Consider the following 20,375-nt stretch of genomic DNA (forward strand, 5'->3'; position numbering starts at 1 on the left):
TAGGGAAAAAGGCACTACTTTTCCAACAACGTTCGTTACTATAAAATAATATTTTTGTATTTTATTCAACACTATGGTCAGGCTTACAAAAATTTCGTCACTCTTACTCTCCGCCGGATGTGCTTTAAGCTTTGCCGGCACAGGTTCTAACACCGTCTGCGACGCCTCCAAGATGGATGCGTTTGCCTATGAAGACTGCATCGCCGTACAGAGAGGCGCCAAGCTCGACAACACAGACTTTTCCGAAAGGGCGGCCCCTCCTCCGGAACTCATCTCGGAATCTTACGTTGAACCGTTTTCGTACGATCCGTTCAACCGCGACGCCTATTTAACATCTTCGTTTGGAGAAAACCGCGGCACTCGTTACCATGCAGGTATTGACTACTCCACGCTAATGGAAGAAGGCTGGCCCATCTATGCTCCCGAAAACGGTTATGTCAGAGAAATCAAGACATCGCCCTTCGGCTATGGCAAAGTGATGTTCTTCGAAGGCGAAAGTGGCAAGACCTGGGTATTCGCACACCAAAGCAGTTTCCCGCAAACCATAGAAAACCTTATCAGTCAAAAACAGTACGCCACCCAAAATAACGATATATCTATCAAGCCCAATCTCAGGTTCCGCAAGGGCGACACCCTGACCTTCTCTGGGAGCACAGGCATTGGCAATCCGCACTTGCATCTTGAAGTTCGCCTGAATAAAGACATTGTCGTTTCCCCCTGTCAAGTAGGCGTCAAGTGTTTGGACACCATTGCACCGCAGATTTTCGGTGTTGCCGTTTGGCAAGGCAACGAACTTTCGCTCACGACTGACGAAGCGCTCCGCAACGGCTGCGTAGAAATCCCGGTCAAGAACGAATTTAACTTGTCCATGGCCATAAAGATTGCCGACTATAGCCGCACGCCCAAAGAAAATCCGATGGCCATCCGCAGGCTTGAATTGTGGCGCTATGACGACAAGATTTACAGCAAGGTTCTGGACACGCTCAACTACAAAAAGATGATCGACATCCGCAACGAGCTCCTTTGGGCCGAAGAAGCGGACACCGCAGGCGACTGGCATTATATCAACGCAAAGCTCGGGCCGATTTCCACCTACAGGCTCGAAATTGAAGACTTCAGCGGGCATATCACCAAGCGAGAATTTAACTTCCACCAGTCCTGCAAAACCAACAACGGCAAGTTCGTCCTCACGCAAAACCAGAATACCCCGCTCTACACATTCCTGAGCAAGAGCATGCTTGACATTTACCGCTGTGAATCCGGCTACAAGTTCACAGCACTCAATAAGGACAAACAAACTATAAACGGTGACCTCTGCAAGATTTTTGACCACAGCAAGCCACTCCCCCTCGGCAAAGTCGTCGAAACGTTTCCAGAGACAAGATACATCCAGTATAGCGCGGACGCTTCTTCAACCGGAACCGGTCGAGGCGTGAACGAATTAATTTCGATTTATCCTTACGGCAAATACAAGACGAATATCAACTGGTACACCCAAGTCGGCAACGTCAAGATTTCACAAAAGATTTCGGGCATTCCAGTCGTAGGAGACACGTCGCAGCGCGTCCTCGCCGTCACGCGCAACCAAACGGATAGCGTAGACTTCTACGAATTCCACCCGAAGGGATTGCAATTCTACGGTAAGTGGAACGTTTGCATTGAAAACGACGACAACTCCTCCCCGCTTTACTGGCTTGGCGAAACGACTCGCCGCTGGTTCTACTTTGAAAAGCAGACAGGTTCCAAGAACCGCTGCGCATCCACGAACGAACTCCGAGACTTGGCGAACATCAACGACGAAGACGGTTTCTCATTGGGATTCCCCTACTGGACCGAAACGCTCGTCGCAGGCCGTCCTCAGTCGGCACTTAAGATTCCGCTTTATTCTAGATACGCCGGAATCCCCGACGGGAACGCCATCACAGTCAAGGCTGGCAAGAAATGGATTGCCGCAGAATACGATTCTGAACCGCGAGAAATCATCCTTTTGGGAGAAGCGCTCCCCGATGCCGGTGAAACGATTACCGTTGAAATCACAGACGATTCCAAGCGCAAGACCAAGAAGGAAATAACAATTCCGGGATTCTAAAGGTCGCGGTAAAGCGTCAGGCGGCGCTTACGACCGAGCGCAAGACGGATGAGGTCACGAATCTTGTCGTTCAGACGCGGGAAATCCACCGGATGAACGGCAATACGTGGTACACCGAATGGAATTTTCAAAATGCCTTCGGCATAGACAAATGCAGCCTTTTCCGTTGATTTCGGAATACCCGCAAAACTTGCCACAGGAGACGCATAGCGGACACCTTCAGCGGTAGTCAAAGAAAAGCGGTCTTCGTACAACATTTTTTCTGCACGGACTTGCCCCGGCAAGAACTTGTTGCTAAACCAAGTCGGCGGAACAAAAGCAATTGGTGCATCCGCATTTCCGTTTTCATCTGCGAATAGCTTTTTCCAAGATTCAAGGGCCGCTTGCAAAAGGCGGCTCGATTCGTACTCGGAAAGTCCCGCAAATTCAGCCTCGCCACCCGTGAGGTTCATACCCACGAGACCCACATAACTGCGGCCCTGGCTGAATTCCGCCTTGTGCTTAAAGCCATGCAATGCAAGTTCAAAACCTTCGGACTTGAGCTTGGCGAGAGCAGCGCGAAAATTTTCAACAGCTTCGTCCGTTGCATTCTCCGTATCAGGAATCACAAGTAAGCTAAAAGGTCCACCGACTAACTCCTTGAGTTCTTCAAGAATCGGGGTCACTTTCTGGTGGTTCCAGACGCTAAAATCATGAAAACAAAGGAGAAAACGCTTGCACATGGTTGTGAAGATAGCAATAGTTCGGAAAACTAATTTACTACATTTACCTTACTATGTTCGAATCTATCATTCTCGGCCTGTTGCAGGGCCTCGCCGAATTCCTCCCCATCTCCAGCTCCGGCCATTTAGTGCTCGGGCACGAACTTTTAGGCATGAACGAAGCAGGCATGTTCTTCGACATCATGCTCCACGCAGGCACACTGCTTTCAATCTTCGTGGTGTTCCACAAGAAGATTACGGACATCATCGTCGGATGCCTCCGTCGCGATCGCGACCAGCTCCGCGAAGCGGGCTACATCATTCTTGCAAGCATCCCGACAGCACTCATCGGGCTCGGCTTCAAGGACGCACTCGAAAGCTTGTTCGAAAATCCGCGCGCCGTCTGCGTTGCAGAACTTTTCACCGGTCTTTTGCTTTTCACATCGCAGTGGGGCCCGACCGGCGCCAAGCACCCGGATAACGAAGGCGTCAAGATGAACTGGTGGCGCGCACTCGTGACCGGCACCGTGCAGGGCATCGCCTGCATCCCGGGCATCAGCCGCAGCGGTTCGACCATCAGCGCTATGATGTTCATGGGCGTGAACCGCAAGTACGCCGGCGAATTCAGCTTCCTCATGAGCATTCCGGCCGTTGGCGGTGCAGCACTTCTCGATTGCATCAAGTGGATCAAGTGCCAGACTATGACTCCGGAAAAAGCGCTCCTCAACCCGGAAAAGGCTTTGAAGTGCGTTGATGCCGGCGGATTCACCCCGGAACTCTTAGTCGGCATGATTGTCGCATTTATCTTTGGAATCATCGCCCTCAAGTGGCTCATGAACTTTGTCCAAAAAGGCAAGTTCCAGCACTTCGCCTGGTACGTCTGGGCAGTAGGTATTCTTGGATTGATTTTGCTGTAATAGACTTTATATGCAACGCGCCCGTTCACAGGATAGTGAGCGGGCGTTTTTGTTTTTAGAAAATTTTAACGGTAGCTTGTCAAGCAAGGCTCTTTATTTGTTATTTCTAGGGCGAATGTCTTCCTTACGAACTTTGAAGAGTTCAGCTGCTTTTTCAGGAGTCAGAATGCCGGAATCAACCATAAGTTGAGCCGATTCAAGAATTCCATCTCCTTTCCCCTGCAGGTAAGACCCCTGTTTTTCGTAAAGCAAATCTGTCATTCCGTCAACCTCATTCAAAAGAGTTTCGTCCATGTACCCTGTCAAAGATACATCCTTAGCAAAGTCCTTGTCAAGAAGCCTCAAATTTCAAAAAAAATAAGGCATATCCAAAAGCTGGCCTTATAGAGCCTCTTTTGGAGCAACGGTAAAACCAGAGCATCAAATTTCATCATTTATGGCAGCATTGACTAAATTTGACAAGGATTATTGACATTCCTTGTGAAAAATGGTATATTAGAAATGCTCGATAGTCATAATGGGCTGCATCCCGTTCGAATGTCTTGAGAGAAGGCGGTTCCTTTGCAGAGGGCCGCCCTCTACCATTCTAGGTTTTTTGGTAATTTAAAGTTCCAGTCATCCTTTCACCTTATAGTAACTCTTTTTAAACGGGGTTAAAGCATAAAAGAGGCCGGATTTTAATCCAGCCTTAAAAAATTTGCAAGTGGACAATTCAGTCCGATATTCCATTGGTCCAAAGCGGTTTTAAAATTTTATTCCAAACAAAGCCCCAAAAGAAGCCCAGAAGCCAAAGCAACGGAGCAACAAAGAGACATAAGCATGCGCATATAATCAGAAATGTCATTTTCAATCTCCGCGTTACTTCTTTAATATACATCTTTGGGGATCACTGAGAGTTTTTTTCGCCTTATATTTTATAGAGCTTTTCAGAAAATTTTAATCAATTACCATTCTTTCAGCGTAGCCAAGAATTCATCCTTGGTGTAGGCATGATCTACTTTACGATGTTCATACACCAAGCAATAACGATAGTTATTGCCAGCCTTTGACGCCCAAAGATTTCCCAGTTTGATTTTCTTTTCGGCATCAAGATGATCGCCCTTGGTTTCTAGCATCACGATTTTACCATGTTTTGTCTTTATTATAAAATCGGGATAATGGTTGATAAAGCCATTAATGCAAAAGTCCTTCTTCTCACGGTTACGGGTCCAAAATTCAACATTTTCAAGATTAGCAACAGCGTTGATTACCGTTTCTTCAAAACCGTTTACATTCTCTTCTTTTTCGTGAAGAGTTTTCGGCAAAGGTTTTCCTGCAGATGAAAGCGTAAGCTTATCTGCAATACGGTAGTGTTGCCGCAGAATAATTTTATCTTGATCTAGAGTCCGATCAAATTCTGTTTCAATATATTCCGCAGCAAGAGCATTTATTTTTTGCTTAATTCGTTCCGCATAAGTACTTTGCGAATTCAACATTTGATTCAAATCTTTGTCATTAAAGTTTGAAAGGACTCGGCGAATATATTCAATAATATCAGGATCAGGAATCGGATACATATTCCCAATCCAATCACGTAAACGTTCAGCACACTTTTGACGTTTCCGTTCAACATCTTCAATGTTTGAAAGCCAACGAGTAATTTCTGCTTGCTGATTTTTGCCAACGCTAAAAATAGTCGGTGTAAAATCTTTTTGCGACTCATCTAAATCAATGCTTCGCATTTCAACATCAACATTTTCAAAATTAATATTCGTATCGGCATTCCTTAATGGAAAATTTTTGAGCAACATATCCTTATCGAAAGGAGTGTTCGCTATTCCAAAAAGATCAACATGCAAGCCTTCAACCGCACCCTTCATAAAGAATTTTGGTAAAATGATTTGACTTGCAGAGTCCTTAAAGATGCTCTTGATTGCGTAAGTTTTCACTTGCTTTTCCATTTCAGGTGGTGCTACCGGAGATGTTCGATTTTCTTCGATACGCTTTTCCAATTCTTCATTTTCCTTTTGAGCCAAATGCTCTATTTGAGCCATAATACTCGACTGTTGATTTTGCAATTCACTTTTAGCATCACCATGGTCAGAAACAGAAGCTACAGATGCCGGCGACAGCGAAGAATCATCCCCATTCCATAATATTGAAGACAAATCAAACTCACCTTCTTTTGAACCGCCATTACTGTCATTTAGCAAACTCATTGAAGCTATTGATTCATTCATCGGCATTTCCGTCGGTTCAACAGACTTTTCTAATTCCACTTGTCTATAGTCACTACTGCTAAAACCAGCACGATTTAGTCCTTTCACAATGCTGTCAAGTGTTTCACTAAATCTTGCGGAAGCCGTAAACACATAGCTCATGTTAAGCATTACATTTTCATTTTTGCGAACATTAGGCAATCGCAAGACTCGTCCTAGAATCTGCTCCACATCAACAGAAGAACTACGATCAGCAAGAGAAGCAAGAATATAGGCAAACGGACAATCCCACCCCTCCTTAAGGGCATTCACCGTAATAATATAACGGACAGGGCAATCCTTGCTCAACAAATTGACATTCTGCAATTCGTTCTTGTCTGCCGTTTTTATCTTGATTTGTTCCTCTGGGATTTTCTTTTCCAGAAGCATCGACTTGACACACTCAAATGTAGCGTTGTCATCTTTCGTTTTAGGTTCCGCCTGGAAAAGGACAATCGGACGAATATAGGGAGCACCCGATTTTTCAGCCTCAACCGCAGCACTTTCCAATTTCGAACGGAGCTCCAACGCAGAACTTACAACTTCTTCTTTCTTGTGGTGGTTATAGACAATCACTGGAAGTTTTACCATATTCTCTTTCTTGAGCTCTATGGCAGGCGTAAAGCTAATGATGTTGCTGTTTTTGCGCGGGGTCGCCGTCAAATCCAAGATGAAACTCGGATTCAAGTTCTTTAGCATTTCGACACTCAATTCACTTTCGGCATTATGGCTTTCATCCACAATAACTACCGGATTGAAGGCACGAAGTACCGACATTACAGAAATTTCTTCTTCGCCCACATCCTTAGCAAACGATTGTAAATTCCCATTTTCTTCATTGACTTTGCGATCTTCTTTTTTGCGAGCACGAAGACTGTCAAAACTCAAAATACAAAGAGTCATATTCTCACGAACAGACGATGTATTAAAACCCGCGCCCTGCAAAAGCATTCGCTTATCAAAAACATTCACCTTATTTGCAAAATCAGTATTTAACTGTTCGCGATACGGATGCCGTGGGTTGCTAAAATTCCGGATAGTCTGTTCCAAAATAGAATTAGACGGCACTAGCCATACTGCAATTTTCGGGCGAGCGGGATCAAGTTCCTTGAAAATTGCAGACAACGCATTTGCTGCAATAAAAGTCTTACCACCAGCGGTCGGAACTTTGATACACACATGCGGACAATTCGGCACATTATTCTTGTAAGGTTCTACAGCTTCGCCAAAAGAAGGTGTTATCGGCGTTCTCGGGTGCAACATCCAAAAGGCGTTAAAAGCTTCCGCTATATTTCGGCGTTCTTTCAGTTTTTCAAGAAAAAGAGCCAAGTCGTCAATAATCTGTTTTTGATAAGATTTTAAAATCATGCTTTGTCATTCCCGGCTTGACCGGGAATCTCCTTTATCTAAAATTTTCTAACGTCTCTTGGAATTTTCTTGAAAGTGATATTGTGTTCAAACAAGAAATCTTTCGGCAGAACGCAATTGTCAGCGAAAATGACATAGCGTTCTGAACGAAGTTTAATTGTTGCCAAAAATTCAAAATCCAATGTTGTGACTTCCGATTTTTTGTAGAACAGATAATACGAGGTGTTATCAACATCACCTAAGAAAAATTCATGACCGACTTGTTCGACTCTTTGATAATCAATGGATTTATTGGTTTCTGTGTAGTAGATGTATTCGCGAATTTTCTCGACAGGTTGGGCTTCGTTCAGATAGCCGTCTAAAAGCATTTCGGGTCCAAGTTCGTAATAGCAGAAATCTCCGCCAGTACCTTCGCTTCTTCCTTTTGTTATTCCGGCCAATTTCAAGCAATTATTTTCAAAAGTTGTTTCAAACTTGTCAAATTCATCCTTATGCTCGTCACGGACACCTTTCAATTCATCCATTATTTCTTGACCATTTGCAATATCTTTTAAGGTCAATTCCTTTGAATATAGTTCTCGCTTTTCATCTGATTTATATCCTTTGATGACTCTCCGTACGCGTTCTGCTGTAATTTTATCGGCATAATCTTCCATTTCAACAAGAATGAATTTGCGATTTCCACCATCTTGTTTGTTGAGGTTGAGAACAGCGTGAGCAGTCGTGCCAGACCCTGCAAAGGAATCGAGGATAATGGAGGATTTATCTGTTGCAATTTCAAGAATTTCTTCAATAAGAGATATAGGCTTAGGATAATCAAAAGCCTTCATAGACATTATTTTCATCAAATCGGCTGTACCTCGAGCAGAATTGAAACTTTCATCTTCTAAAAGGTTTTGATATGGCAAGGATCTTTCAATAAGTTCATCGTTATTGTTTACATTACAATATTGTTTGAAATATACAGACCAATTCCCATTATTATTTTTAAAAACAATAAAACCATGTTCTATTCCCCATGCAACTTTCGCTTCTGACCACCGCCAATTCCAATGTTTCAGTTTGTCAATTGATGACCCCGGATACAAAAAAGTTCCATCAGGCATTTTTATTTGGTAATTTAACGATTCTGAATAATGACTACCCGTCATTCTTCTATCAAGTTTATTTGTAGTATATTTTCCTCGACGATCTTTATACTCATCCTCTAAATCATATTTCTCAAAATCATCAATATTTCGTGTATTGGGAATAAAAAATCTTTTCTTGTACATTAAAATATATTCGGTAACAACCTTAATATCATTACCAGTATTTGATCCAGGAGTAGATTGCCAAATAAATTGCGTCACAAAATTTCCAGCACCAAAAATTTCATCACAAATCAACTTTAAATTCGCTTGTTCATTATCATCTATGGAAATAAATATTGCACCATCATCAGCAAGCAACTTCTGCAACAACGTTAAACGCGGATACATCATGCAAAGCCACTTATCATGACGGGTCAAATCCTCAGACTCCTTGCCGACCACCTGTCCGAGCCACTTTCTAATTTTTGGGCTATTCACATTATCGTTATAGACCCAATTTTCATTACCCGTGTTATACGGAGGATCAATGTAGATGCACTTGACACGTCCTTCATATTCAGGGAGCAAAGCCTTCAACGCTTCAAGGTTATCGCCATGGATAATCTTGTTTTCGGACTTACCACTTTCGCAGTTGAACGATTCTTTCAATTCAAGCGTTCTGTAAGGAACATCAAGGTGATGGTTCAGAACAGCATCTTTTCCAAGCCAGTTCAAAGTGGGCACGAAAACCTCAAGCAAAAAAGTGAAACCTCCCGGCAATGGGATATTCTCCTTTTTGCATTTTCCACGTTTCGCAAATAAAAAAGAGGCGTGGAGTCGAATGCACTTACCGCTATCGAGGGTTAGCACGCCCTATGACCAAATAAGCACAAAACGACCCACGCCCGATGGGGCGTGAGCGCTCGTCCTATTCCTCGGTCTGTTGAAAGTGCTAATTTCGATAGCGAGAATGAGAGACGAATCTCAAAAACCGGCGATTGCCATAAAGACAACCTATGTCACCCGTAATATAGATTTTTTCGCCCCAAAAGGAGATTCCCGATCAAGTCGGGAATGACAATTTCGCAGTGATGACCGATGGAAAAGAAGATTTTTCGCCAAAAAATCTTGACAACCATCCCTAGAGGGACTATATTTAATAGTGAACAAATGTTCTAGTGCTCAAAATTTCAAACATTGTGGTTTTTATGCTTGTCCGCAAGGAGTTAACGATGAAAATAAAAGTTATGGATGCAGAAATTTCTGTGCAAAGAATCGGCAATGAGGATTACATTTCGCTGACAGATATGCTCAAAGCTAAAGACGGTGATTTCTTTATAACAGATTGGTTGAGAAACCGTAATACGCTAGAATATATTGGAATTTGGGAAAAAGTATATAATCCTAATTTTAATTATGGCGAATTCGCCATAATTAAAAATCACTCAGGTCTCAATAGCTTTAAAATCAGCGTTAAAGAATTTCAGGCTAGAACAAATGCCGTTTCTTTAGTAGCCAAAGCAGGTCGATACGGTGGAACCTACGCACATAAAGACATTGCATTTGAATTTGCAATGTGGATTAGTGCAGAATTCAAAATATACATGGTTAAAGAGTTCCAGCGTCTCAAAGAAGCCGAACAAGCCCAAATGGGCTGGTCCGTGCGTCGGGAACTCTCTAAAATCAACTATCACATTCATACGGACGCCATCAAGCAGAACTTGATTCCGGCAACACTTACAAAACAGCAGATGAGTATGATTTATGCAAACGAAGCTGATGTTTTGAATGTAGCCTTATTTGGATTTACCGCCAAGGAATGGCGCGATACACATGCCGATTTGCAAGGCAATGTCCGCGACTACGCTTCAGTAAACCAGCTTATATGCCTTTCAAATATGGAATCGTTGAATTCAGTCCTAATCAAGGAAGGTTTACCGCAGCCAGAGCGATTGCAAAAACTGAATCAAATTGCAATAAGCCAAATGACAGTTCTGGAATCCATCGGAGAAAACAAGCTCCTGAAATAAGAAGAAAAGTCGCATACCCGTTCTCTCGTCTTTCGTCTCTAGTCTCTCATCCAAATTGGCACGGTTCTTGCATATACTAGCGCGGAAACAAAACAAAACCGCGTTTTAGTTTCATTTTGAAACAATAAAATTGCGGGATTGCTTAAAAATTTAACAGGAGATTAAAATGGCAACAGAAAAGATGGAGTTCCAGACCGAAGTTCGCGATATGCTGAACTTGATGATCAACTCCCTTTACAGCAACAAGGAAATTTTCCTCCGCGAATTGGTTTCTAACGCAGCAGATGCACTCGACAAGCGTCGTTTCCTCTCTCTTTCGAACTCCAGCCTCCTCCCGGTGGGCACTCAGTTGCGCATCGATATTTCGGTGAACAAGGAAGGCAAGCGCCTCATTGTCGAAGACAACGGTATCGGCATGAACAAGGAAGACTTGATCAACTGCTTGGGTACAATCGCTCGTAGCGGCACCAAAAACTTCATCAAGAACTTGAAAGATGCCGACAAGAGCAGCGTCGATCTCATCGGTCAGTTCGGTGTGGGTTTCTATTCCGTGTTCATGGTTGCAAAGAAGGTCGAAGTCTTGACGCTCAAGGCCGGCGAAACGCAGGGTTACCTGTGGAGTTCCGAAGGCACGGGCGATTTCGAAATTTCTGAAGCCCCGCTCGACAAGGTCGGCACGAAGATTACGCTTTATCTCAAGGACGACGAAGACGCCGATGATTTCGCTAGCGAATGGAAGATCAAGGATATCGTCCAGAAGTATAGCGGTTTCGTGAGCTACGGCATTTACTTCCACCCGGAAGCAACGAAGAACGACAAGGGCGAACTTGAAGAAAAGCCGGAAGAACGTTTGAACGACAAGACCGCTTTGTGGCGCCAGAGCGAAAAGGAAGTCACCGAAGAACAGTACAAGGATTTCTACAACGTCATCAGCCACGAAGCTGACGAACCGGCCGCCTGGAGCCACAGCCACGCTGAAGGTTCCCAGGAATTCTGGAGCCTTGTGTACATTCCGTCGAAGGCTCCGTTCAACATTTGGCACAACGACGCTCTGCACGGCCTCAAGCTCTATGTGAAGAAAGTCTTTATCATGGATGACTGCAAGGACTTGCTGCCGCCGTGGCTCCGCTTTGTGCGCGGCGTGGTCGATAGCGAAGACTTGCCGCTGAATGTGTCTCGTGAAATCTTGCAGAACAACAAGATTATCACCAACATCCGTAAGCACGTGATCAAGAAGGTGCTCGACGCCTTGCAGAACATGGCCGACAAGGATGTCGCTAAGTACAACGCCTGGTGGCGCGAACTCGGCATGGTCTTGAAGGAAGGCTTCTACATGAACTGGGAACATCTTGACGAACTCAAGAAGTTGCTCCGTTTCGAAAGCACCAAGACTGAAGGCGACGCTCTCGTAAGCCTCGACGAATACGTGAAGCGCATGCCGGAAGGCCAGAAGGAAATCTACTACCTCGTGGGCGACAAGAACGCCATCAAGTCAAACCCGATGCTCGAAGCCTTCAAGGCCAAGGGCTACGAAGTGTTGCTCATGAGCGACGGCATTGATGAATTCATGATGTCTAGCCTCACGGAATTCGGCGACAAGAAGTTCCACGACATTTCCCGTGGCGATGTGGACTTTGAAAAGACCGAAGAAGAAAAGAAGGCCGAAGAAGAAAACAAGGGCATTTTCAAGGGCCTCTGCGAAAACTTGCAGAAGGTTTTGGACGAAAACATCAAGGAAGTCCGCGTTTCTAGCCGCCTCAAGGATAGCCCGTGCTGCCTCGTCACAAGCGAAGATGCGATGAGCGCCCAGATGGAACGCATGATGAAGGCTATGGGCCAGAAGAACTTGCCGAAGTCCAAGCGCATTCTGGAAATCAACCCGACACACCCGATTTGCGAAATGCTCAAGAAGAAAGCCGAAGCGAACGAAGATCTTGGCGATTGGCCGAAGGCCCTCTACGGTCAGGCTTTGCTTGCCGAAGGCTCTCCGCTCCCGAACCCCGCTGAATACGTCGCTGCGATTACAAAGCTGCTGACCGCATCTGTCAAGTAATTACGCGCTATGCACCATCAAAAAGACCGCGATTAATCGCGGCCTTTTTTGCTTTTCTGCGACACTCGATTTGCTAATTTTTGACGCAGCGGACTGGATATGCATCGTCCTTACCCACGTTGCCCACAAATGAATCATCGTTTAAGCTTGTCAAAGACACATTGCACGCGACGACTCTTCTGCAAGTCTCATCGCACCACTCATCGCTTTCGGCCTCTGTAGACGTCCACAAAACCCCGAGATAGCCAATCTCGCTGTAAATGGGATATATTCCATTGATAAACCTGTATCCAGCAGGCGACGCCGAAAAGGAATAATCATCCGTACCGTTACCGCCTTCAGACCAACCAGAAGTTGATTTGAGTTTTTCACCTGCAGTCTCGGAGCCGCCAATTGCGGCAAACAAAGTATCATATTCAGCCTTCGTAGGCAAATGCCAGCCACTGGGACACGCCCCCTGCACTGGATAGGTGGGTGTACACGTTTTTTGATAACCGCAGCCTTTGCCGTTTTCACTCCATACGCCAGCACTGTCCATTGCTGCGGCCCAAGTGTAAAGGCGACCGTACTTGGAGCAGTACTTAGCGGAGTCGTTGAAGCAATAGGAACTATTCGTCTCAAAATTAAGATTCTCAGCCATCCAAATCTGCGAACCTATCTTCACGGTTTTATAAGTTTGTTTGTCACGAGAATCCGTTAGCGTGCCATATTCGCATTCATCTTTAGTTTTTGTTTTGCAGGCTTTTGCCTCGGGCACTATAATAACCGGGGGTTCTATAATTTTAGGTTCGACATCCATCACGCAACGAACAGAATAGCCGTCGTCTTTGTTTCCAGAGCGGATATCCGCACCATCATACACACTCTGAAAATACACGCATCCACTACTGTTTTCATATTCATTAGAACTCCAAAAGAGCGCTTGATACCCCTCCTCGTAATAATCGTCTTGGTAGAGCCAGTCCCTGTAACCTGCAGGAAGCACAGAAAAACCGAAAGCATCTGTCGCATCGCCACCGCGATTCCATCCACTCGTCTTGAGTGTTATGCCAGCGACTTCTTCGCCCCCCACCGAGTCAATCAAGGTTTTCCATTCCGCTGTGGATGGCAGATGCCATCCCTCGGGACAAGCGTCCGCAGCTGCAGTCCATACATATAAGCGCCCAAACTTATCGCAATTATCTTTTGAATTATTGTAACAATAGCAATAATCGTTTTTGTATTTTGCCTCTCTCCTGTAATTCAAGTTCTGCGCCATCCACCACTGGTCACCGATTTTCACAGTCTTGTAAGTTTGTCCGTCGCGGTCATCCACCAATTCGCCATACTCGCAATTATCTTTAGTTGAAGTTTTGCAGCCTTTGGGCACAGCTACAGAGCTCCCCGATTTCGCAGATGAAGAAGACTTTGCGCTAGAAGAAGAGTTTGCCTTGCTACTGCTAGACTTTTCATTAGACGAAGTTTTGGAATCCAGAATGCAACGGACGGACATTGCATTGATCATCGGCTCACCCCAAATATCAGCCTTTGCGTAACGATTCTCCAAAGACATGCAGAACGCGTGATCAACTAGAATCCTATTGCCATCCAGCCTAGTCGATGATTCAACATCTTCCGTAGAACTCCAGAAATACGCCTCTGTCTTGTCGCCAATAAAATCGTACGATTCAATATTCTCAGTGACATAATCACTCAAATCGTCTTCCTTTCTGAAGCCTCCAGGGAGGGCCGTAAAACCATACTCATCCGTTCCAACAGTTTCTTTTTTCTCAAATTTCCAGCCGTCAACAGACTTGAGCTTTATTCCCGCATTACCGCTACCGCCAACTGTTTGGATCAAGGTTTCAAATTCGTCCTTAGAGGGCAAGTGCCAGCCGCCAGGGCAAACTTCCGTTGCAGCATCCCACTTATAAAGTCGACCGTATGTACCACATAAGCCCGGATGACTATTTTGTTTGTATGAAGGTTCTTCGCCAAAGCAGTAGCTAAGGCCCGAATTATAATTCAAGTTTTCCGCCATCCAGACCTGGTCACCGATTTTCACGGTCTTATAGGTCTTATTGTCGCGAGGGTCCTTCATGGTATTGTTTTTTTCGTCGTATACAGCCTTAGCACCGCTCGCACTTGAGGATGTTTTCGCAGACGAAGAAGACTTTGCAGAACTAGACGAAACTTTTTTGCTTGACGAGGAGTTCGCGTTGCTGCTGCTGGATTTTTTCACAGCACTGCTGGACACAGGTTCTTCTGAATCAGCATTGCTGCCAGAATCGCCACCACAGGCGGTAAAGACAGACATAGCCGTCACAAGCAAGAACGGCAAAAACCTAGCAAACATTTTCATAAACATCTCCTCCCCATACATTTGAGGTAAATATAAGTAATTTGAGGATTTAAAAAGGCGATCCCGGAACAAAAGCAACCAAGGCGAACGCTGCGAAAATGCTTGCATTTTCATAGCTGAGCCGAAGGGCTTTGTACTTGTACAAGTCCGGGATGACAAAGCAAGAAAATCTCATTCCACAATTTTTTCAAGCAGCGAAATAGCCTTTTTCATCTGTTTTTCGGGTACCGATGAATAGTTGATGACAAATTCGTGTTGCGATGGGGTCGCCATCGTGTAATAATCCGAAAGTGCTCCGATGCGTACGCCTTTTTCGAGAGCCCGATTGCAAAATTCTTCATCGGAAAGCGTAGTTTTCACTTTTAGAATAAAGTGCAAGCCTGCATCTTGTTCGGCGATTTCAACGCGATCATGAAGCGGACTGCGACGGATGATATCAAGCAGAGTATCGCGACGGTGACGGTAAAAATTGCGCATACGGTTGATGTGCTTTTCGTAATGACCGCCACTGATGAACGCAGCAAGCACATACTGCACGAGATTTGAAATTGTACAAGTGTAAAACGAGAACTCTTCACGAAATTTTTGCGCAAGCGGTTTCGGAAGAATCATATAACCCACACGCACTGTAGAGGCAAGCGTTTTAGAAAATGAATTTATATAAATCGTCTTGTCTTGCACATCGATGTTTTGAAGCGCCGGAATCGGGCGCCCCACCATACGGAACTCGCTATCGTATTCGTCTTCAACAATGTAGCGGTTGCTCGATTTTGAAGCCCAGCTCAAGAGTTCATAGCGACGGCTCACAGGCATTACCTTCCCTGTCGGGAAATGGTGCGATGGCGAAAGATGAACAACATCGGTACACGTTTCTTCGAGTTGGTCAATGCGAACGCCCTGTTCATCTAGCGGGATAAAATTGCAAACGACATTTAGCTTTTGGTAGATTTTAGAAATCTTGCTGTAGCCAGGGTCTTCAACGCCATACTTTTTATCAAAGCCCAAAAGCTGCACAAGCCAAGTGTAAAGGCAATCTGTTCCAGCACCAACGACAATCTGTTCCGGATCCACACGCATTCCGCGAAACTCCAGAAGCATCTTGGCGATCGCTTTTCGAAGCGCGATAACGCCTGAATTCGGCGAACGCGTGAGCAGTTCATTTTGCTGTTCACAGAGGACTTTTCGCGTAATCTTCGCCCACGTCGAGAACGGGAACGTCGAAGCATCTACCTGATTATTGACAAAGTCTGCAATGTAATGCGGAGTTTTTGGCGGTTCAACGCGTTGCGACTCACGGGATTGCTTGGTCGGAACAGGCTTGGGAAGAATCTGCGGATTTTTTGATTGAATCGCCGCAACGAAAAAGCCCTTGCGCGGAAGCGAGTAAATGAAGCCCTCCGCTAAAAGCTGCTCGTATGCATTTTCAACAGTCACGACGCTCACGCCCAGCGCATTTGCAAACGGACGCTTCGACGGAAGCTTCGCATCCGCCTCAAGACGCCCCGACAGAATATCATCCTTGATAGAACGATACAAGAAATGATAAAGAGTATCATCCCCCGCCTTTGAGATATCATATGAAAGCATTTAAGAAATCCTTTTCTGTAAACCAAGAAGGCGATGCCCGAATAAATCGGGCATGACATCATTATTATAACGAGCGAAGACCGTTTCGAGTGTTTTTACAATGCGAAGTCTATACATTATCAAGCATTCCTTTTGAAAAAACTGACCACAAACTGACATTAAACTGAACCTATTAAAATAATAGAAATTTGAACATTTGATAAAGTCAATAAAAAGTCTAATTTAAGCCTCAAAACGAAACAAACGCAACAAGGAGAACCCAATGCCTACAGAAAATCGCTACGAACTCAACAAGAATCTCGCCCAAATGCTTAAAGGCGGAGTCATTATGGATGTGACCACCCCGGAACAGGCAAAAATTGCAGAAGCCGCCGGTGCAGCCGCCGTCATGGCACTCGAGCGCATCCCTGCCGACATTCGCGCCGCAGGCGGAGTCTCTCGCATGAGCGACCCCAAGATGATTAAAGGCATCCAGGACGCCGTTTCCATCCCCGTGATGGCAAAATGCCGTATCGGGCACTTCGTCGAAGCACAACTTTTGGAAGCCATCGAAATTGACTACATCGACGAAAGCGAAGTACTCTCCCCCGCCGATGACGTATTCCACATCAACAAGCACGAATTTAAAGTGCCGTTCGTCTGCGGGGCCCGCGACCTCGGCGAAGCACTCCGCCGCATTGAAGAAGGCGCTTCCATGATCCGCACCAAAGGCGAACCGGGAACCGGCGACATCGTACAGGCAGTCCGCCACATCCGTCTCATGAATCAGGAAATCGCACGCATCACCTCTATGCGTGAAGACGAACTGTTCAACCGCGCCAAGGAATTGCAAGTTTCGTACGAACTCGTGAAGTTCGTTCACGACCACAAGCGACTCCCCGTCGTGAACTTTGCCGCAGGTGGCGTTGCCACACCCGCCGACGCAGCACTCATGATGCAACTCGGCGCCGAAGGCGTGTTCGTCGGATCAGGTATTTTCAAGTCCGGCAATCCGGCCAAGCGTGCCGCCGCGATCGTGCAAGCTGTCACAAACTACAAGGACGCCAAACTCATTGCCAAGCTCTCCGAAGATTTAGGCGAAGCGATGGTCGGCATCAACGAAAACGAAATTGCACTTTTAATGGCTGAACGAGGAAAGTAAATGAGCGAAAACAAAACAAACAACCACATCAAAATCGGCGTACTCGCCGTACAAGGTGCATTTGCTGAGCACCGCCAGATCCTTGAGAAGCTCGGCGTTGAAACGTTTGAAATCCGCCAGTTGCGAGACCTCGAACAAGATTTCGATGGGCTCATTTTACCCGGCGGCGAAAGCACCGTACAAGGAAAGCTTTTGCACGACCTCAGACTTTTCGAGCCCTTACGCGAACGTATCGAAAGCGGACTCCCGACATTTGGCACTTGCGCAGGATTGATTCTACTTGCCGAGAAATTGAGCAACGACGGTCATACGTATTTTGCGACAACGCCCGTCACTGTAGAACGCAATGCCTACGGTCGGCAGCTCGGGAGTTTTTACACCGAAGAAAATTTTGAGGGAATCGGGAAAATCCCGATGACATTCATCCGAGCCCCGCTCATACAGCGCGCAAGCCAGGATGTGCAAATTCTCGCGACCGTTCAAAATCAAATTGTCGCTGTGCGATACAAGAATCAACTCGCTATTTCGTTCCACCCAGAACTCAATAACGATTTAAGAGTGCATCAATATTTCGTGGAGGAAATAGTGAAAGCGAATCAAATACAGGCAAAGAAAGCTGCTTAAATAATTAGCGCGTAACGAGCGCGATTATCGCCGTTATAAGACCGCCAACAGCAACACCCGCCAGCACAATGAAAGCCACCATCATCCACTTGACGTACTTTGCCAAGCGAACAACCATGGAATTCTGGTCCTTGGCGAATTGCTGATAAGCATTGAGAGCGGCCATTACAGTAAAGCCCACATCATCAAGCCAACCAAACAGCGGAATCGTATCCGGGACCGCATCAATCGGAGATAAATCGTAAACCACCGCAAGCATAGCGATAATCACAGAAAGCGCTTTCCAGACAACGGGAGCGCCATTCTGTTCATCCCCCGTTTTCACACTTCGCTTTTCACGATGCATATCGTTCATATCGTGAACTTCAACATCATCGTAAACTTTACCATTAGCCATTCAAACCAATCCTTCTAATCAAATTACTTTTTAAATATACAAACAAAAAGAAAAAGACTACCGATTTCTCGATAATCTTTTTCTAAAAGTATCTGCTATTTGAACCGTGTATGCCGATCCCGGAATAAATCCGGGATGACTGCAAAAAAATCGGATAAGCGAGCAGAGCCAGGCCGCAGACCCCGAAGCCGTACAAATAGTACGGCGAGTGGGTTGAGAACGCCGCTATGCGAAGCTTAGACGATTTTTTACCCGTGATATAATTTACTCGTCTGGTAATTCGGTTCAGACGTGAGGTTCACACCGAGGCGGCGGAACACACCAACGTCAACCTGCGAAAGAATCACGCTGGAGTGGACTTCGCAATGGCGGAGTTCCGGGAGTTTTTCGAGCGCAATCTTTGCATTGTAATCCGTCAGAGCACAAACGGAGAGAGCCACGAGGACTTCGTCCATGTGCAAGCGCGGGTTCTTGTGGCCGAGCTGCTTGGTCTTGAGGTTCTGAATCGGTTCAATCACCATCGGAGAGAGCAAGCGGACTTCGTCCGGGATGCCAGCCAAGTGCTTGAGAGAATCAAGCAGCATAGCAGAAGAAGCACCGAGAAGCGAAGAAGTCTTGCCCGTAATAATCGTACCGTCGTTCAGTTCAATAGCGACTGCCGGACCGTTCGTTTCTTCAGCCTTTGCCACAGCGGCGACAGCAACCTTGCGGTCCTTAGCGCTGATGTGAGCCTGTTCCATCACGAGTTCAAGCTTGTAGACTTGATCCTTTTCGGCATTGCCCTTGCGGACTTGGCACAAAGTATTGTAGTAACGGCGGATGATTTCGGCATTGGCGGCTTCACAAACAGCAGCGTCGTCAACAATGCAGTTGCCAGCCATGTTCACGCCCATGTCCGTCGGGCTCTTGTACGGAGATTCACCGAGGATGCGAGTGAAGAGAGCGTTCAACACCGGGAAAATTTCGACGTCACGATTGTAATTAATCGTTGTCTTGCCGTAAGCTTCCAAGTGGAACGGATCAATCATGTTCACGTCGTTCAAGTCGGCCGTTGCAGCTTCGTATGCAAGGTTGACCGGGTGCTTGAGCGGGATGTTCCAAATCGGGAACGTTTCAAACTTGGCGTAGCCAGCCTTGACTCCACGCTTGTTTTCATGATAAATTTGCGAGAGGCAGACAGCCATCTTTCCACTGCCCGGACCCGGAGCGGTCACCACCACGAGTTCGCGAGAAGTTTCAACAAATTCATTTTTACCATAACCATCATCGCTCACCACGAGCGGGATGTTGCTCGGATAACCGGCAATCGGATAATGGCGATAGACCTTGAGTCCGAGGCCTTCGAGCTTTTTCTGGTAAGCAACTGCGCTCGGCTGTTCTTGCCAGCGGGTCAGCACCACACTGCTCACGTAAAGGCCATAACCGCGGAAAGCGTCAATCAGGCGAAGAACGTCTTGATCGTAAGTAATCCCGAGGTCGCCACGAACCTTGTTCTTTTCGATGTCGCCAGCATTGATGGCGATGATGACTTCGGCCTTATCCTTGAGCTTTTCGAGCATGCGAATTTTGGAGTCAGGAGCAAAGCCCGGCAAAACGCGGCTTGCATGATGGTCATCAAAAAGTTTTCCACCAAATTCAAGATAAAGTTTTCCACCAAATTTAGAGATACGTTCTTGAATTTTTTCAGATTGAGTTTTTAGATAAGCATCGTTATCAAAACCAACTTTAAACATATATCACTACCATTTTTAGGGTTTTCACAATTATAAAAAAATGTAAACCACTATCTCAAGTCCAAAAAACTATTTTTTTGCCAT

At 45.7% G+C, this 20,375-nt stretch carries 14 protein-coding genes; 6 read left to right on the forward strand and 8 right to left on the reverse strand.

The window, feature by feature from the left end; genetic code table 11:
* Positions 1-73 precede the first annotated feature (73 nt).
* Positions 74-2,089: a M23 family metallopeptidase gene (locus tag FSU_RS03185; RefSeq protein ID WP_012820100.1), complete on the forward strand. Its 2,016-nt coding sequence runs from the start codon at positions 74-76 to the stop codon at positions 2,087-2,089.
* On the opposite strand, the gene FSU_RS03190 is transcribed toward FSU_RS03185, so the two are convergent.
* Entirely contained in the window at positions 2,086-2,811 is a 726-nt protein-coding gene (locus FSU_RS03190; protein WP_012820101.1) for a polysaccharide deacetylase family protein, read from the reverse strand. The genes FSU_RS03185 and FSU_RS03190 overlap by 4 nt on opposite strands.
* 53 nt (positions 2,812-2,864) lie before the next feature.
* On the opposite strand from FSU_RS03190, the gene FSU_RS03195 reads away from it, so the two are divergent.
* Entirely contained in the window at positions 2,865-3,707 is an 843-nt protein-coding gene (locus tag FSU_RS03195; protein WP_012820102.1) for an undecaprenyl-diphosphate phosphatase, read from the forward strand.
* A 93-nt stretch (positions 3,708-3,800) separates the two neighbouring features.
* Here the strand turns inward: FSU_RS03195 and FSU_RS03200 are convergent, their stop codons facing one another.
* From FSU_RS03200 to FSU_RS03210, 3 genes are all read right to left on the reverse strand, one after another.
* Positions 3,801-4,001, reverse strand: coding sequence for a hypothetical protein (locus FSU_RS03200; RefSeq protein WP_012820103.1), 201 nt, complete (start codon positions 3,999-4,001; stop codon positions 3,801-3,803).
* 650 nt (positions 4,002-4,651) lie between these two features.
* Positions 4,652-7,312 carry a DEAD/DEAH box helicase gene (locus tag FSU_RS03205; RefSeq protein WP_012820104.1) on the reverse strand — a complete coding sequence of 887 codons (2,661 nt, stop codon included), beginning with the start codon at positions 7,310-7,312 and terminating at the stop codon, positions 4,652-4,654.
* 38 nt (positions 7,313-7,350) lie between these two features.
* A complete protein-coding gene (locus FSU_RS03210; RefSeq protein WP_012820105.1) occupies positions 7,351-9,129 on the reverse strand; it encodes a site-specific DNA-methyltransferase in 1,779 nt (592 codons plus the stop codon).
* A 488-nt stretch (positions 9,130-9,617) separates the two neighbouring features.
* Between FSU_RS03210 and FSU_RS03215 the strand changes: the two genes are divergently transcribed.
* Together FSU_RS03215 and htpG are read left to right on the forward strand one after the other, a co-directional pair.
* Positions 9,618-10,415, forward strand: a complete 798-nt coding sequence (locus FSU_RS03215) for a KilA-N domain-containing protein (RefSeq protein ID WP_012820106.1) — start codon at positions 9,618-9,620, stop codon at positions 10,413-10,415.
* 166 nt (positions 10,416-10,581) lie between these two features.
* Complete coding sequence (gene htpG / locus FSU_RS03220; protein ID WP_012820107.1) at positions 10,582-12,468, forward strand: molecular chaperone HtpG; 1,887 nt, start codon at positions 10,582-10,584, stop codon at positions 12,466-12,468.
* Positions 12,469-12,541: 73 nt separating this feature from the next.
* Here the strand turns inward: htpG and FSU_RS03225 are convergent, their stop codons facing one another.
* Complete coding sequence (locus tag FSU_RS03225) at positions 12,542-14,809, reverse strand: fibrobacter succinogenes major paralogous domain-containing protein (protein ID WP_012820108.1); 2,268 nt, start codon at positions 14,807-14,809, stop codon at positions 12,542-12,544.
* A 171-nt stretch (positions 14,810-14,980) separates the two neighbouring features.
* Complete coding sequence (gene pdxR / locus FSU_RS03230) at positions 14,981-16,396, reverse strand: MocR-like pyridoxine biosynthesis transcription factor PdxR (RefSeq protein ID WP_012820110.1); 1,416 nt, start codon at positions 16,394-16,396, stop codon at positions 14,981-14,983.
* A 262-nt stretch (positions 16,397-16,658) separates the two neighbouring features.
* Here pdxR and pdxS point away from each other — a divergent pair, with 262 nt between their 5' ends.
* Positions 16,659-17,537: a pyridoxal 5'-phosphate synthase lyase subunit PdxS gene (pdxS, locus tag FSU_RS03235; RefSeq protein WP_012820111.1), complete on the forward strand. Its 879-nt coding sequence runs from the start codon at positions 16,659-16,661 to the stop codon at positions 17,535-17,537.
* A gap of 27 nt (positions 17,538-17,564) precedes the next feature.
* Positions 17,565-18,161, forward strand: coding sequence for a pyridoxal 5'-phosphate synthase glutaminase subunit PdxT (gene pdxT / locus FSU_RS03240; protein ID WP_420805940.1), 597 nt, complete (start codon positions 17,565-17,567; stop codon positions 18,159-18,161).
* A 4-nt stretch (positions 18,162-18,165) separates the two neighbouring features.
* On the opposite strand, the gene FSU_RS03245 is transcribed toward pdxT, so the two are convergent.
* Together FSU_RS03245 and FSU_RS03250 are read right to left on the reverse strand one after the other, a co-directional pair.
* The gene (locus FSU_RS03245) at positions 18,166-18,558 is read right to left on the reverse strand and encodes a YkvA family protein (RefSeq protein WP_012820113.1); all 393 of its coding nucleotides are present in this window, start codon (positions 18,556-18,558) and stop codon (positions 18,166-18,168) included.
* Between the two features lie 248 nt (positions 18,559-18,806).
* Entirely contained in the window at positions 18,807-20,291 is a 1,485-nt protein-coding gene (locus FSU_RS03250; protein WP_012820114.1) for a DUF1846 domain-containing protein, read from the reverse strand.
* Positions 20,292-20,375: the final 84 nt, after the last annotated feature.

This window comes from Fibrobacter succinogenes subsp. succinogenes S85 (assembly GCF_000146505.1).
In the GTDB taxonomy this organism is placed as follows: Bacteria; Fibrobacterota; Fibrobacteria; order Fibrobacterales; family Fibrobacteraceae; genus Fibrobacter; species Fibrobacter succinogenes.

Excerpts from the sequence above, each read along its gene's own strand:
- pdxR (WP_012820110.1), bottom strand. The coding sequence starts at position 16,396 with ATGCTTTCATATGATATCTCAAAGGCGGGGGATGATACTCTTTATCAT.
- FSU_RS03185 (WP_012820100.1), top strand. The coding sequence starts at position 74 with ATGGTCAGGCTTACAAAAATTTCGTCACTCTTACTCTCCGCCGGATGT.
- FSU_RS03215 (WP_012820106.1), top strand. The coding sequence starts at position 9,618 with ATGAAAATAAAAGTTATGGATGCAGAAATTTCTGTGCAAAGAATCGGC.
- FSU_RS03205 (WP_012820104.1), bottom strand. The coding sequence starts at position 7,312 with ATGATTTTAAAATCTTATCAAAAACAGATTATTGACGACTTGGCTCTT.
- htpG (WP_012820107.1), top strand. The coding sequence starts at position 10,582 with ATGGCAACAGAAAAGATGGAGTTCCAGACCGAAGTTCGCGATATGCTG.
- FSU_RS03225 (WP_012820108.1), bottom strand. The coding sequence starts at position 14,809 with ATGAAAATGTTTGCTAGGTTTTTGCCGTTCTTGCTTGTGACGGCTATG.
- pdxS (WP_012820111.1), top strand. The coding sequence starts at position 16,659 with ATGCCTACAGAAAATCGCTACGAACTCAACAAGAATCTCGCCCAAATG.
- FSU_RS03200 (WP_012820103.1), bottom strand. The coding sequence starts at position 4,001 with ATGGACGAAACTCTTTTGAATGAGGTTGACGGAATGACAGATTTGCTT.
- FSU_RS03190 (WP_012820101.1), bottom strand. The coding sequence starts at position 2,811 with ATGTGCAAGCGTTTTCTCCTTTGTTTTCATGATTTTAGCGTCTGGAAC.
- FSU_RS03245 (WP_012820113.1), bottom strand. The coding sequence starts at position 18,558 with ATGGCTAATGGTAAAGTTTACGATGATGTTGAAGTTCACGATATGAAC.
- FSU_RS03195 (WP_012820102.1), top strand. The coding sequence starts at position 2,865 with ATGTTCGAATCTATCATTCTCGGCCTGTTGCAGGGCCTCGCCGAATTC.
- FSU_RS03250 (WP_012820114.1), bottom strand. The coding sequence starts at position 20,291 with ATGTTTAAAGTTGGTTTTGATAACGATGCTTATCTAAAAACTCAATCT.